The organism is Streptomyces sp. FH025 (assembly GCF_017427025.1).
Lineage (GTDB): Bacteria > Actinomycetota > Actinomycetes > Streptomycetales > Streptomycetaceae > Kitasatospora.
On sequence record NZ_JAFLNG010000126.1, the window covers coordinates 1 to 14,541 of the forward strand.

9 protein-coding genes and 1 pseudogene are annotated in these 14,541 nt (G+C 72.0%); 1 reads left to right on the forward strand and 9 read right to left on the reverse strand.

What is annotated here, in order from left to right; all coding sequences use genetic code 11:
* A pseudogene (locus J0670_RS12205) lies at positions 1–401 on the forward strand (hypothetical protein); the annotation flags it as partial.
* 5 nt (positions 402–406) lie between these two features.
* On the opposite strand, the gene J0670_RS12210 reads toward J0670_RS12205, so the two are convergent.
* The 9 genes from J0670_RS12210 to J0670_RS12250 form a co-directional block, all read right to left on the reverse strand.
* Positions 407–1,354: a CU044_5270 family protein gene (locus tag J0670_RS12210; protein ID WP_207811531.1), complete on the reverse strand. Its 948-nt coding sequence runs from the start codon at positions 1,352–1,354 to the stop codon at positions 407–409.
* Positions 1,351–1,992: an RNA polymerase sigma factor gene (locus J0670_RS12215; protein WP_207811532.1), complete on the reverse strand. Its 642-nt coding sequence runs from the start codon at positions 1,990–1,992 to the stop codon at positions 1,351–1,353. Before J0670_RS12215 ends, J0670_RS12210 begins: the two co-directional genes overlap by 4 nt.
* A gap of 102 nt (positions 1,993–2,094) precedes the next feature.
* Positions 2,095–2,907: a hypothetical protein gene (locus tag J0670_RS12220; protein WP_207811533.1), complete on the reverse strand. Its 813-nt coding sequence runs from the start codon at positions 2,905–2,907 to the stop codon at positions 2,095–2,097.
* 104 nt (positions 2,908–3,011) lie between these two features.
* On the reverse strand, positions 3,012–5,204 hold the full coding sequence (locus J0670_RS12225) for a DEAD/DEAH box helicase (protein WP_207811534.1): 2,193 nt from the start codon (positions 5,202–5,204) through the stop codon (positions 3,012–3,014).
* A 219-nt stretch (positions 5,205–5,423) separates the two neighbouring features.
* On the reverse strand, positions 5,424–10,370 hold the full coding sequence (locus J0670_RS12230; protein ID WP_207811535.1) for an NAD-glutamate dehydrogenase: 4,947 nt from the start codon (positions 10,368–10,370) through the stop codon (positions 5,424–5,426).
* Positions 10,371–10,655: 285 nt separating this feature from the next.
* The gene (gene pruA, locus J0670_RS12235) at positions 10,656–12,281 is read right to left on the reverse strand and encodes an L-glutamate gamma-semialdehyde dehydrogenase (protein ID WP_207811539.1); all 1,626 of its coding nucleotides are present in this window, start codon (positions 12,279–12,281) and stop codon (positions 10,656–10,658) included.
* 219 nt (positions 12,282–12,500) lie between these two features.
* The gene (locus J0670_RS12240) at positions 12,501–13,157 is read right to left on the reverse strand and encodes an HAD family hydrolase (protein WP_207811536.1); all 657 of its coding nucleotides are present in this window, start codon (positions 13,155–13,157) and stop codon (positions 12,501–12,503) included.
* A 173-nt stretch (positions 13,158–13,330) separates the two neighbouring features.
* Positions 13,331–13,840 carry a hypothetical protein gene (locus J0670_RS12245; protein ID WP_207811537.1) on the reverse strand — a complete coding sequence of 170 codons (510 nt, stop codon included), beginning with the start codon at positions 13,838–13,840 and terminating at the stop codon, positions 13,331–13,333.
* A 143-nt stretch (positions 13,841–13,983) separates the two neighbouring features.
* Positions 13,984–14,541 (reverse strand): patatin-like phospholipase family protein (locus J0670_RS12250; RefSeq protein ID WP_207811538.1); only part of this gene is annotated, 558 nt, incomplete at its 5' end.

Here is a 14,541-nt window from a genome sequence, read left to right on the forward strand (position 1 = left end):
TCCGGGCCGAACCGCGGCTGCGCCTCGGCGTGGCCGAGGCGCAGCAGTTGGCGCCACTCGTCGCCCAGTGGCTGGAACGTGGCAGCACCGCGGCCGAGTTGGCCCACGCATTGCTCCCCGGTCTGCCCTCACCGATGCATTCCCCGGTGGCGATCCTGCGCGACAGGCTCCAACGCAAGTTGCCGCCCGTGCGATCAGCTCCCCCGCCGACCGCGTATTCCGAGTGCGCCAAGTGCCATGATCCGGTGCCCCGCCCCGGCATCTGCCGCCCGTGCGCGGGGCTTGGCGCCAGAACCGTCGTGGTCGGCACCGGCGCCGATGCCACCCGGGCCGGCATCGCCCGTGCCCGCGCCGCCCTGCGTGGGCGGCACGAGCCGCTCATCGTGGCAGGCAGCGGCTGACCCCGCTACGGGCGGGCGCCAGCTTCGTTGACGATGGCCCGGCGGAGGGCGGCCATCTGGCCGGTGACGTCGCCCTTCTTGAACGTCGCACCGTCCTTGAGTGCCACGGTGCGCTCACCCAGGAAGGTGTAGTCGGCGGGGTCGAAGATCCACTGGGACTCGACGTTCCCGCCGCTGTCCCCTCGCACAACCGCGACGCCGGGGCGGCCGGCGGCGTCGGTCACCGAGTCGGCCACCGTGACCCCGGGGATCTTCGCCGCCGCTCGGTACAGTGCGGCACTGACCGCCGGTGGGGCGATCTGCTCGCGCAGGATGTCGCCGATGGTCCTGAACGCCTCCTCATCGGGGCCGGGCCCCTGGCCTGCGGTGTCCGCGTGGATCTTGGCCAACAGGGCATCCGGGTCGGTCGGCAGGGCGGCGGCGTAGGTGTAACTGCCGATCCCGGCGAAGGGTGCGGGTTCGCCGGGTGGCTCGTGGTCGTCGCTCCCTCCGGGGTTCGGCACATGCCCGTCCAGGAGCAGCAGCCACTTGCTGCCGTCGACGGACTTCCAGACCTCCCGGTCCCGCGGCGCCTCGCCCGCCGACTTCGCCCAGTTGTCCAGGCTCTTCACGTAGACGAACTGGTCCCCGCGCGCCGCCGACGCCGACTGCTGTTCGACCGCTCGTGCCGCGCGGTCCAGTACGACTGCCGCCACCGGCCGGGTGGAGTCGACGCCCGGCCCCGCTCCCTGCTCCGGTTGCCCGCCGACCAGCACCAGGGACAGGGCCAGGCCGCCCGCCAGAGCTGGCAGGGCCACCCAGCCGAGTCGGACCCGTCGGGGCGCGGCCGCCGGCCCGCGCGCGAACTCGTTCATGAGGTGCCCGCGCAGCAACAGCCGGCGGTCGGCGGGGAGTTCAGGCCCCTCAGGTGGTGCCAGCAGCCGGGTGAGCTCGGCGCGTTCGTCCTCGTTCATCGCTTCGTCTCCTGAGTCGTCTGAGTCGTCGCCCGGGCCGCGTCCGTGCGGCCACCCCGTACCTGTCCGGCGCCCGGCGGAAGTTCCCGCCCGGCGCGAAGCTCCTCCTCGGCCAGCGCGCGCAGCTTGGTACGGGCGCGCGAGAGCCGCGAACGCACCGTGCCTATCGGCACCCCGAGTGCCTCGGCGGCGCTCGCGTAGTCCAGGCCCGCCCAGACGCAGAGCCCGAACACCTCGCGCTCGGCCTTCCGCAGCCTGGCCAGGGCCCGCCGCGCGGCGGCCAGCTGCGTGCCGTCGTCGAGCCGCCCGACCAGTTCGTCCGCGAAGTCCGGCACCACCTCCCAGTCGGGCAACCGCGCCATCGCCACCCGGTGCCGCCGAGCCGCCCGGGTGGTGTTGCGCAGCACGTTGGCCGCTATGCCGAAGAGCCAGGGCCGCACCGGGCCGCCGTCCTCCCGCAGCTTGCCGCGCAGTCGCCACGCCTCCAGGAAGGTCAGCTGGACGACGTCCTCCGCGACCGCCCAGTCCCCCGACACGCGCACCGCGTACCGGTAGACGTCACCCGCCACCTCGTCGAACAACTCCCCGAACGCCCACTGGTCACCACTCCTCAATCGGGCCCGCTGTGACAGTTCCACGCCCCCACCTGTCCGCACGCGCCGCCGGGTTCCACGGACGTACGACAGAGGGCCCCGACGAACCCGGTGGTTCGTCGGGGCCCTCTGCGACCGCTCAGTCGGTCAGACGCACTTGATGTCGCGGTTCGCCACGGCCATCCCGGCGACCTTGCCGCCGTCCATGGTGAACTCGTACTCCCACCCCTGCTGCCCCTCGACCGGCAGGAGGTACTTGCCGTTCTTGGCCTCCAGCAGCCCCTTGCCGCCGTACACCCTCTGCAGGTCGTCCGCCGTGGAACCGGCGCCGATGCCCTCGGCCGTCTTCGCCTCCGCCGGGGCGACCAGCTCGCGCAGCCCGGAGGCGGCGAAGGAGACCCGACCGGTGGTCAGGAACGCCTTGTCCCTGGCCTCGCGGGCCACCCACATGTCCGCGATGGACTGGGTGGCGTCCGCCATCAGCTTGGCGACGGCGGCCGAGTTCTTGGCGGAGGCGGCCGCGTCCTTGGCGGAGCCGTTGCCCGCCGGAGCGGGCGCCTTGCCGCTGGCCGCGTCCGCCTTGGCGTTCAGGTCCTTGTAGCGGGCCTCGGTGGCCGCCTCGGCGGCCATCCGGGTCTGGTCCGGCGCCGGGCCGCCCTTGTAGACGAAGTCCGTGCAGCCGTCGAGCAGCGAGACCGGCGCCGCCTCCAGGGCGCCGCTCGCCAGCCCGGCGTCCTTCGCCATGCCCGGCTTCAGGCCCCGGTAGCCGGCCGCCGCGAAGGCCTCCGGGCCCTTGGACGTCGGTGCGGCCGAAGGCGTGCCAACGGCCGTCGAGGCCGCCGCTGTGCCCTTCGTGTCGCCGTCCTTCTTGTCGGACGAACAGGCCGCCGCCCCGGTGACGAGCAGCGCCACCGAGACGCCCACGCCCACCGCGCGGATCGGCCTGCGGTTCTTCCCCATGCTGCGATCCCCCATACGTTCGTATCGAAGATCACCGTATCGAAGGTGCGACCACGATCCACAACCGGTTTTCCAGGTCAGGACGGGTCAGCACAGCTCAGCGCTCAGTACCGCTTCGTCAGGTCGGGGCCGGCCTGCCCGGGCACCAGGCCGAGGCGCAGCTGCTCCTCCTCGACGATGCGCCGGGCCAGCACCGTCTCCGAGACGTCCAGGGCCTCGGGCGTGGTCTCGGCCAGGGCGCTGCGCCGGGCGTAGGCGGCGAACAGCCGGTCCTTGCCGGCGAGCATCCGCACCATCGCCGCGTCGACGCCCTCCACGGTCAGCAGGCGGTGCACCTGGACGGTCCTGGTCTGCCCCATCCGGTGGGAGCGCGCCACCGCCTGTCGCTCCAGGGTGGGCTTGATCTGGGGTTCGCAGATGATCACCACGGACGCGGCCTGGATGTTGAGCCCGACACCGCCCGCCTCGATCTGGCTGAGCAGTACGGCCGGGCCGTCGAGGGCGGTGAACTCGTCGACCAGCTCCTGCCGCCGGGCCGAGGACACCCCGCCGTCGATCGGGCCGATCACGACGGCCCGGCCGTTCAGCCGCTCGGCGACGGCGGCGAGCACCGTGCGGAAGTAGGAGAAGACGACCACCTTGCGGTTGTTCTCCTGCGCCTCCGCGACCAGTTCCGTCAGCCGCCGCAGCTTCGCCGACCCCTCCGGGCTGGCGTAGGCCGCCCGGCGCATCGGCATGAGGTGCCCGGCGGCGACGGCCTCGCGGTAGGCCTCGTGGTCGGTGGCGCTGAACTCCTCCCACTCGTCGATCTCGATCAGGTCAGGGAGTTCGGCCAGCACGTCCTCCTGGTTGCGGCGCAGGTAGGCGGGGGCCACCAGCCGGCGGAACTCCGCCGAGCCGATCACCACGTCGCGGCCCCGGAGGCGCTCCACCAGCTCCGGCTGGAGGTGGCCGACCAGGTTGCGGAACTCGTTGACGCGGTTCTCCATCGGGGTGCCGGTGAGGAACAGCACGTGCCCGGAGCGCCGGATCCAGTCGGCGACGGCCCGGGAGCGCCGGGCCTCGGGGTTCTTGACGTAGTGGGCCTCGTCGACGACGAGCATCGCGGGCGCTTCCGACCCCGGTTCGAGGTTGTGCAGGCCGGAGACGCTCACCACGGCCACGTCCCCGGCGCGCCGCCATTCTTCGAGGTGGCGGAGGCGGTCCGGGCCGTGGATCAGGAAGGCCTTCAGGGTGCTGCGGCGTTCGATCTCACGGGCCCAGTTGATCATCACACTGGCGGGGCAGACGACCATGAAGTGCGTGCCGCCGTCCGCCTTCAGGTGGGCGAGCGCGGCGATGGCCTGGATGGTCTTGCCGAGGCCCATCTCGTCACCGATGATCACCCTGCGCTGGGCCAGGGCGAACCGGGCCCCGAACTCCTGGTAGCCGCGCAGCGAGACCCGCCGGTGGCGGTCGTCCAGCGGCTGGGCCCGGACCCGGTCGGCGAGTTCGGTCGGCAGGTGGCCGTCGGTCGCCGCCGGTCCGGCCGTCCGGCCGACCACCTCGGAGAGCACGCCGTAGTACTCGGGTGCCCTGAGCTCGTAGTCGATCCAGGCCTCGGCGTCCGAGGAGTGCACCCGCAGCAGGTCCGTGGCGGCCTGGGTGAGCAGCAGCGGGGTCTCCTCCGCCTCCGACCGCGCCAGCCACTCGCCGAGCCCCCGGACGGCCTCGGCCGCCTCGCCCTTGCGTTCACGGCCCGTGAAGAGGCCCCGCAGTCGGCTGCCGGCCGGGCGGGCGGCGGCGAGGAGCCGGGGCAGCTCCTCCTCGATCCCGCTGGCGACCTGGCGGGCGCGGGCGAGTTCCGGGCCCGCAGCGACCAGTCGGCCGAGGGCGCGGACCAGTGCGGTGGAGCCGGCGTCCTGCTGCTCGACGTCCAGCCGGACGGCCGCGCTCTCGTCCGCCGCCTCGGCCAACCGCTGTGCCGCGAGCTTGAGTTGGGAGGCGCTGGTGGCCCCGATGCCACTGATCGACCGCAGTTCGTAGAGCGAAGCCGCGTGCACCCGGCCGACGTCGGAGTACCCGGCCCGTTCCAGCGCGGCCGTCCGCAGGCCGCCGTCGGCGACCTCCTTCAGCCGGGCGACGGGCATGGCCGCCAGCTGTTCGCGGGCGAGGGCGGCCGTCAGCGGTGCCAGCGCGGACCGGACGGCCTGCTCGGCCTCCGCGTGGCCGGCCAGCAGGGCGCGGGCGGAGTCGAGGAGCCGCTCGGCCTGACGGATCGTCTCCCTGGCCGCCTTGACCCCGCGCTCCGGACTCATCGCCCCCGCCCCTCACACCGCACCCCGCACGTCCTCGGGTCGGCACCCTATCCCACGGCACTGACGGCCCCACCGGGCCGGAACGAGGAACCGGAACGGAGCGGCGGAACGCAGCGGCTCAACGGAGAACCGCATCGGAGAACCGCATCGGAGAGGCGAAGCGGAGAAGCGGAAGGGGCCCGCGTCCGAGGACACGGGCCCCTTCCGGGCAGCCGTCCGTCAGCGCATCGAACCGGTGCGCAGCAGGGTGCGGATGACGCGCATCGCGACCGAGAGGCTGGACAGCTCGTAGTTGTCCGAACCCCTTATGTCGTCGAGGGTGCTCTTGGCGCGGTTCAGCAGGGTGGCGTTGAGGTCCGCCCAGGCGTTGTACCGCTCCTCCGGGGTGACGCCCTCGGGGCCGCAGGCCAGGATGTCGGCGGTCAGCGCCGCGTGCGCCGCGAAGAGGTCCTCGCGGATCGCGGCCCGGGCCATCGACGACCAGCGGTCGGTGCGGGGCAGGTCGATGATGCGGTCGAGCAGGTGCGAGATCTGGAGGCGGTCGCCCAGGTCGTAGTACAGCTCGGCGACGTCGGCGACGTCCTTGCCGGAGCGGTCCGCGACCTCGGTGATGTCCAGGGCCGGGAAGACCGAGGACAGACCGGCGATCCGGGTGGCCAGCTCGTCCGGCACCCCGGCCGAGGCGAGCTCGCCCTGGATGCCCTCGAACCAGGTCAGGTCCTCGCCGCGCAGCGGCTTGGGCAGCGAGCCCCAGACCTGGTTGACCCGGTCGTGGAAGAACTCGATGGTGCCGGCGATGTCGAGCGGCTGGCGGCGGTTGTTGAGCATCCACCGGGTGGCGCGCTCGACCAGGCGCCGCGAGTGCAGCCGCATCTTGGTCTGGATCCGGGCCGCGACCTTGTTGTCCAGGCCCTCGATCTCGGCCCAGATCTCCTCCAGGCCGAAGACGGCCCGCGCGGCGGTGTGCGTCCGGGCGATCTCCTCGTAGGTCGCGCCGGTCTCCTCCTTCAGGCGGAAGGCGAAGGTGCAGCCACCGCGGTTGATCGTGTCGTTGACGATCAGCGTGGTGATGATCTCGCGGCGCAGCGCGTGGCCGTCGATCGCGTCGGCGAACCGGGCCCGCAGCGCGCTCGGGAAGTACTCGTGCAGCGCGGTGCGGAAGTACGGGTCGTCGGGCAGGTCGGTGGCCAGCAGCTCCTCGGCCAGGATGATCTTGGTGTAGGCGAGCAGCACGGACATCTCGGGCTGGGAGAGCCCGCGGCCGCTCTGCTGGCGCTCGCGGATCTGCCGCTCGGTGGGCAGGAACTCCAGGGCCCGGTCGAGCTGTCCGGCCGACTCGAACCGGTTGATCATCCGGGCGTGGACGTTGACCATGCTGTGCGCCTGGGCGACGGCGTTGGCCAGCACCACGTTCTGCGCGTAGTTGTTGCGCAGCACCAGGCGGCCGACCTCGTCGGTCATCTCGGCGAGCAGGGTGTTGCGCTGCTTGACCGTCATGTCGCCCTCGGCGACGACCTGGTTGAGCAGGATCTTGATGTTGACCTCGTGGTCCGAGGTGTCCACGCCGGCCGAGTTGTCGATGGCGTCGGTGTCGATCCAGCCGCCGGTGCCCTCGGGGCCGCCGACCGCCGCGTACTCGATGCGGCCGAGCTGGGTGCAGCCGAGGTTGCCGCCCTCGCCGATGACCCGGGCGCGGACCTGCTCGCCGTTGACCCGGATGGCGTCGTTGGCCTTGTCGCCGACCTCGGCGTTGGTCTCGCCGGAGGCCTTGACGTAGGTGCCGATGCCGCCGTTCCAGAACAGGTCGACCGGCGCCTGGAGGATCGCCTTCATCAGCTCGGCCGGGGTCAGGCGGGTCGCCTCGATGCCGAGGGCGGCCCGGACCTGCGGGGTCAGCTGGATGGACTTGGCCGAGCGGGGGTGCACCCCGCCGCCGGCCGAGATCAGCGACTTGTCGTAGTCGTCCCAGGAGCTGCGCGGCAGCTCGAACAGGCGGCGGCGCTCGGCGTAGGAGACGGCCGCGTCCGGGTTCGGGTCGAGGAAGATGTGGCGGTGGTCGAAGGCGGCGACCAGGCGGATGTGCTCGCTGAGCAGCATGCCGTTGCCGAAGACGTCGCCGGACATGTCGCCGATGCCGATGACGGTGAAGTCCTCGGACTGGGTGTCGACGCCGAGCTCGCGGAAGTTGCGCTTGACCGACTCCCAGGCGCCGCGGGCGGTGATGCCCATGCCCTTGTGGTCGTAGCCGGCCGAGCCGCCGGAGGCGAAGGCGTCGCCCAGCCAGAAGCCGTACGACTCCGCGACGCCGTTGGCGATGTCGGAGAAGGTCGCGGTGCCCTTGTCGGCGGCGACGACCAGGTAGGTGTCGTCCTCGTCGTGGCGGACCACGTCGGCCGGGTGGACGACCTCGCCGGCGACCAGGTTGTCGGTGATGTCCAGCAGCGCCGAGATGAACGTCTTGTACGAGGAGACGCCCTCGGCCAGCCAGGCGTCACGGTTCACCGACGGGTCCGGCAGCTGCTTGGCGACGAAGCCGCCCTTGGCGCCGACCGGCACGATGACGGTGTTCTTGACCATCTGGGCCTTGACCAGGCCGAGGATCTCGGTACGGAAGTCCTCGCGCCGGTCGGACCAGCGCAGACCGCCGCGGGCGACCTTGCCGAAGCGCAGGTGCACGCCCTCGACCTGCGGCGAGTAGACCCAGATCTCGAACGCCGGGCGCGGGGCCGGCAGGTCCGGGATGGCCTTCGGGTCGAACTTCATCGACACGTAGGAGTGCCACTCGCCGGAGCCGTCGTGCTGGAAGAAGTTGGTCCGCAGGGTGGCCTTGATGAGGTTCAGGAAGGAACGCAGGATGCGGTCCTCGTCCAGCGAGACGACCTCGTCGAGCGCGCCGGCCAGCTCCTCCAGGATGCCCTCGGTCAGCTCGGCGGCGCCCAGCTGGTGGCTCGGGCTCAGCCGGGCCTCGAACAGGTTGACCAGCAGGCGGGTGGTGTGGGTGTTGTTGCGGAGCGCGTCCTCCATGTAGTCCTGGGAGAACGTGGAGCCCGCCTGGCGCAGGTACTTGGCGTACGCGCGCAGCACCATCGCCTGGCGCCAGTTCAGCCCGGCGGTGAGGACCAGCTCGTTGAAGCGGTCGTTCTCGGCCTTGCCGGTCCAGGTGGCGGCGAAGGTCTCCTGGAAGCGCTCGCGGGCCTCGTCGGTGAGCCCGGTGGCCTCGCGCAGCTTCAGGCCGAAGTCGTACACCCACGCGGTGGTGCCGTCGGAGCGGCGCAGCGCGTACGGGTGCTCGTCCAGGACCTCGACGCCCAGGCGCTGGAGCACCGGCAGGACCTCGGTGAGCGAGATCGGGCCGCCGACGCGGTAGATCTTGAAGCGGCGCTCGTCGTCGCCGGCGCCGACCGGCTGGTACAGGTTCAGCCGGAAGTCGCCCTCGCCCTGCAGCGACTCGATCTGCTTGATGTCGGAGACGGCGGTGCGCGGCGGGAAGTCGGCGCGGTAGCCGTCGGGGAAGGCGTTGGCGTACTTGTGGCCGAGCTCGGCGGCCCGCTCCTCGCCCAGCTCGGTGTGCAGCTGGTCGTGGAAGCCGTCCATCCAGAACCGGGCGGCCTCGGCCAGGCGGTTCTCGATCCGCTCGATGTCGCTCTCGGAGAGCTTGGGCAGCTCGGTGCCCGGGGCGACCCGGACCACGAAGTGCAGGCGGGTCAGCACCGACTCGGTGGCGTACACCGTGTAGTCGATGGTGGCACCGTTCAGCTCCTCCTTGAGGATGTCGGTGATCAGCAGCCGGATGCGCGTGGTGTAGCGGTCGCGCGGCAGGTAGATGAACGCGGAGAAGTAGCGCCCGTACTCGTCCTGGCGCAGGAAGAGGCGCAGCTTACGGCGCTCCTGCAGGTAGAGCACGCTGGTGGCGATGGAGAGCAGCTCGGAGGCCGAGGTCTGGAAGATCTCGTCCCGCGGGAAGGTCTCCATGATCTGCAGCAGGTCGCGGCCGTCGTGGCTCTGGCTGGAGAAGCCGGAGCCGTCCAGCACCTCCTGGACCTTGCGGCGCACGACCGGGATGCGGGTGACCGACTCGGTGTAGGCGGCGGAGGAGAACAGGCCGAGGAAGCGGCGCTCGCCGATGGGCTCGCCGGCGGCGTTGAACTTCTTGACGCCGACGTAGTCCAGGTAGGCCGGGCGGTGCACGGTGGAGCGGCTGTTGGCCTTGGTCAGGACGAGGAGCTTCTTCTCGTGGGCCTTGGCGCGCACCGGGGCGGAGAGCCGGCCGAAGGCCTCGGAGACGGCGTGGTGGCGGTCGTCGTGGCTGTGCGGGTCGGAGCGCAGGATGCCCAGGCCCGTCCCGGCGACGGCCTTGAGGACCTCCTCGCCCTCGTGCTCGACGAGGTCGTACTCGCGGTAGCCGAGGAAGGTGAAGTGGTCGTCGGCGAGCCAGCGCATCAGCTCCCAGGCCTCGCCGACCTCCTGCTCGGCCAGGCCGGCCGGGGGCTCCTCGGCCAGCTCGTCGGCCAGGCGCAGGGAGCTGTCGCGCATCTTGGACCAGTCCTCGACGACCTCGCGGACGTCGCCGAGCACGCGGCGCAGGTTGGTCTCGATGCCGCGCAGGTCCTCGCGGTCGGTCTCGCGGTCGATCTCGATGTGCATCCACGACTCGACGGTCGCGTCGGCGGGCCACTCGGCGCCGGCGGCCTGGCTGCGGGAGCAGGCGTCGACGTCCAGGATCTCCAGCAGCTTGCCGGTGATGTCGCGGCGGACCACCAGCTGGGGGTGGATCACGATGTGGATCGCGCGGTCCTGGCGGGACAGCTCGTTGGTGACCGAGTCGACCAGGAAGGGCATGTCGTCGGTGACGACCTCGACCACGGTGTGGCCGCAGGACCAGCCGTTCTCCTCGACCGAGGGGGTGTGGACCCGCACCTCGGCGGTGCCCTGCGGGCGCTTGAGGCCCAGGCGGTAGTGGGAGGCGGCGGCGCCGTACACGTCGACCGGGTCGAGGTCGACCAGGTCCTCCGGCGCGGTGTGGAGGTAGTAGTGGTGCAGGTACGCGGTCAGAGCGCCGTTGCTCAGACCCTCCCCCGGCGCCGCTCCCCCCACCTGGCTGTTCTCAGCGGCTGCGGCTGCCTTCTTGAGCAGTTCGGCCTTGGCTGCGTCCAGCTTGGTCTGCATGACTTCTTGGCTCCTGTCGCGCGCCGTTGCGTGACTCGGTGGTGTGTGGATGTACACCGCCGGGTCACCGCAATCCTGCCGCACCATCCGACTGAAAGGGGCTCATGGCACGCATGAAACGTCCTCCCAGTGGGTAGGACGACTTCTTCGTCCTGCAAGCCACCCGACGACGCCAGCCAGCCTAACCGGATCAATCGAAGGTGGACAGGTACAGGGAGGCGCAAACCCGCAGGATGTCAGGTCCGTCCTGGACAGCATGTCCAATCCGGAGCGTGATGTTCACTCTCAGCCCATATGTGGGTATCCGTGGTGGATCGGCGGGACGAAGGTCTCCTTGATCGCGCGGGCCGAGGTCCAGCGCAGCAGGTTCTGCGCGGCACCGGCCTTGTCGTTGGTTCCGGAGGCTCGGGAGCCGCCGAAGGGCTGCTGGCCGACCACGGCGCCGGTGGGCTTGTCGTTGATGTAGAAGTTCCCGGCGGTGAAGCGCAGCTCCTCGACGGCCTGGGCGATGGCGTAACGATCCTGCGCGATCACCGAGCCGGTCAGGCCGTACGGGGCGCCGGAGTCGACCCGGCCGAGCACGTCCTCCCAGCGGGAGTCCTCGTAGACGTGGATCGCGAGGATCGGGCCGAAGTACTCGGTGCGGAAGATCTCGCCCCGGTGGTCGGAGGAGACCAGGACGGTCGGGCGGACGAACCAGCCGATCGCGTCGTCGTGCTGGCCCCCGGCCACCAGTTCGACGGTCGGGTCGGCCTTGGCCCGCTCGATGGCGTTCCGGTTCTTCTCGAAGGCGCGCTCGTCGATCAGGGCGCCCATGAAGTTGGACAGGTCGGTGACGTCACCCACCGTCAGGGCGTCCACCTCGGCCAGGAAGTCGTCCTTGATCTTCAGCCAGAGGCTGCGCGGCAGGTAGGCGCGGGAGAGCGCCGAGCACTTCTGGCCCTGGTACTCGAAGGCGCCCCGGATCATGGCGGTCTTCAGGATCTCCGGATCGGCCGAGCGGTGGGCCAGCAGGAAGTCCTTGCCGCCGGTCTCGCCGACGATCCTCGGGTAGGTGCGGTAGCCGCCGATGCTCGCGCCGATGGTCTGCCAGAGCGACTGGAAGGTCGCGGTGGAGCCGGTGAAGTGCAGCCCGGCCAGCGCCGGATCGGTCAGCGCGACCGGGGAGACCTGGAGGCCGTCGCCGGTCACCAGGTTGATCACCCCGGGCGGCAGGCCGGCCGCCTCCAGCAGGCGCATCAGGTGGTACGCGGCCAGGGTCTGGGTCGGCGCGGGCTTCCAGACCACGGTGTTGCCCATCAGCGCGGGGGCGGTGGGCAGGTTGCCCGCGATCGCGGTGAAGTTGAACGGGGTGACCGCGTAGACGAAGCCCTCCAGCGGGCGGTGGTCCACCCGGTTCCACACACCCGGGGAGGAGACCGGCTGGTCGGCCAGGATCTGCCGGGCGAAGTGGACGTTGAAGCGCCAGAAGTCGATCAGCTCGCAGGCGGAGTCGATCTCGGCCTGCTGCACGGTCTTGGACTGGCCGAGCATGGTGGCCGCGTTGAGCGTCTCCCGCCAGGGCCCGGCGAGCAGCTCGGCGGCGCGCAGGAAGACCGCCGCCCGGTCGTCGAAGGAGAGCGAGCGCCACTGCCGCCCGGCGGCCAGCGCCGCGTCCACCGCCGCCCGGGCGTCCTCCCGGGTGGCGTTGCCGAACACGCCCAGCTTGGCGGCGTGGTGGTGCGGCTGGACGACGTCGATCCGCTCACCGCCGCCGAACCGCTGCTCGCCGCCGATGGTCATCGGCAGCGGGATCTGCTCGGCCGCCAGCTCGTCCAGCCGCCGGACCAGCCGCTCCCGCTCCGCGCTGCCGGGCGGGTACGTCCGCACCGGCTCGTTGACCGGGTCCGGCACCTCGGTGACTGCGTCGATGGGCATGGCGGCTCCGTCCTGCTGGGCTCCGGGTACGGATCCAGCCTGACCAGCGGGGGCGGGTTCCGCCCGTTCAGACACGCGGACGGCGGACGTGGCGCCCGCCACTGGGGGCGCCGCCCGGCCCGCCGTCCGTGCGGTGGCGCAGGGGCTCTCAACGCGCCCTCCGTACGCCCTCGCGCCGCTCAGCGCGCCGTCCGCACGGTGCCGCGGGGACTCTCAGCCCGCCAGCCGGCCCGCCAGCTCGACCGCCTCGGCCAGGCTGTCCACCACCGGGACGCCGACCGGCTCCAGCTTCTCCCGGGTGTGCGAACCACCGGTGTAGAGCACCGCGTGGGCGCCCGCGTGCAGCGCCGCCAGGGCGTCGTCCGCCGCGTCGCCGATCAGCACCGTACGGGCCGGGTCGACCTGCCCGCCGAGCGCGGCCAGGTGCCGGGTCAGCTGCTCCGCCTTCTTCCCGCCGGACGGGCCGCTGCGGCCGTCCACCCGCAGGAAGCTGCCGGTCAGGCCGAAGGTGTCGACCAGCGGGACGAGCTCGTCGTGGTCGTACATCGACAGCAGCGACTGGCTGTGCCCGGCCGCCCGCCAGTCGGCCAGCAGCTCCCGCACCCCCTCGGTCAGGCCGCAGGCCCGGCTGAGCTCGCGGTAGCGGACGTGGAAGGCGTCGTCCAGCTCCAGCCACTCGTCCGCGGAGGGCATCCGGCCGAGCAGCCGCTCGTAGAACCGAGGGATCGGGATCTCGTACTGCTCGCGGTACTGCTGCATGGTCATCGGACCGATGCCGATGGTCTCGAACGCGGCGTTGCTCGCGCCGAGGACCGCGTCCATGTCGTGGAAGAGGGTGCCGTTCCAGTCCCAAACGATGTGAGTGCGCACGGAGCAGAACGGTAACCCGGACCACCGACACGCCGGTAGGACGGGACTCACGCCGACGGCTTCACGGCAGCGGCTTCACGCCGGCACCTTCACGGCAGCACCTTCACGGCAGCACCTTCACGGCAGCGGCTTCACGCTGGCACCTTCACGCCGGCACCTTCACGGCAGCGGCTTCACGGCAGCAGCGAGGCGATCTCCTGGGTCGCGTACCAGAGCAGGTCGTGGTCCTCGGCACCGTCCACGGTGAACTGGGCGTCCTGGTCGCCCGCGTCGGCCGCGGCCACCGCCGCCACCGCCGCCGCGACGTCCGTGACCACCTCGGCGTCGGCGACGTCCGCGTGCACCGCGGCGGCCTTCGCCAGCTTCACCGGGCCGGCCAGCACCACCCGGCCGAGCGAGGCCTGGTCCTGGTACTCGTCGCCGGGGAACGGCCGCACGGCCGAATCGGCCACGTCCAGCGCCACCACGACCCGGCGGCGCGGGGCGTCCGGGTCGGCGGCCAGCAGCCGCAGCGAGGACTGCGCGGCCCGGTTCAGCGCCGCGTACTCCAGCTCCTCCAGGTCGTCGCTGACGTACCACTCGCGCAGCGCGGGCGTCACGGCGTACGCCGCGGACTGCTCCAGGGCGCCCCCCTCGTGCGCCGCCGCCAGGCCGGTCAGGGTGGTGGGCACGTACACGCGCATCGGTGGCACTCTCCAGTCGAGCGGGGCTTCGTCCAGCGGATTCGTCCAGCGGGGTCGTTCAGCGGGGTCGTTCAACGGCACAGCTGCCGGCGCCCCCCAAGAATAAGCTCCGCCGGGCCGGCCGTGATCACCCGAGTTCACGATCACCGCACGGCCCGCAGTGCCTCCCGGCCGGTGCGCAGGCCGCTCTCCAGCACCTCGCCGCGGCGGGCCGGGTCCATCATGTTCGGGCCCATCACCGCCAGGTCGGCCAGGGTCGGCGCGAGCAGCCGCACCCGGACGCCCTCGGCCCGCAGCAGCGCGGCCTCGCGCAGCAGCTGCCGGGTGACGGCGCGGCGGTAGCGGCTGACCAGCTGGGCCAGCACGCCGCGCGGGCGTTCCCGGGCCCGCCACTCGCGCAGCGCGGCCAGGGTGCCGCGACCGGACCGCTCGGCCCGCGGGCCCAGCCGCAGGGCCATCGGGGCGAGCACGTACACCTCGTCCAGGCCGCGGCCGAGCATCAGGTCGGCGTTGGTGGCCGACCAGCAGCCGCCGTCCACGTACGCCGAGCCGTCCAGGCGGACCGGCGTGAACCAGCCGGGGATCGCGCAGGAGGCCATCACGGCGTCGGCGACCGCGACGGCCGGGGCGTCCGGGTCGCCGAAGACCACCCGGCGGCCGCTGCGGTAGTCCACCGCGGCCACCCGCAGCGGGGCGGCGGC

Excerpts from the sequence above, each read along its gene's own strand:
- J0670_RS12210 (WP_207811531.1), bottom strand. The coding sequence starts at position 1,354 with ATGAACGAGGACGAACGCGCCGAGCTCACCCGGCTGCTGGCACCACCT.
- J0670_RS12220 (WP_207811533.1), bottom strand. The coding sequence starts at position 2,907 with ATGGGGAAGAACCGCAGGCCGATCCGCGCGGTGGGCGTGGGCGTCTCG.
- J0670_RS12225 (WP_207811534.1), bottom strand. The coding sequence starts at position 5,204 with ATGAGTCCGGAGCGCGGGGTCAAGGCGGCCAGGGAGACGATCCGTCAG.
- J0670_RS12230 (WP_207811535.1), bottom strand. The coding sequence starts at position 10,370 with ATGCAGACCAAGCTGGACGCAGCCAAGGCCGAACTGCTCAAGAAGGCA.
- J0670_RS12245 (WP_207811537.1), bottom strand. The coding sequence starts at position 13,840 with ATGCGCGTGTACGTGCCCACCACCCTGACCGGCCTGGCGGCGGCGCAC.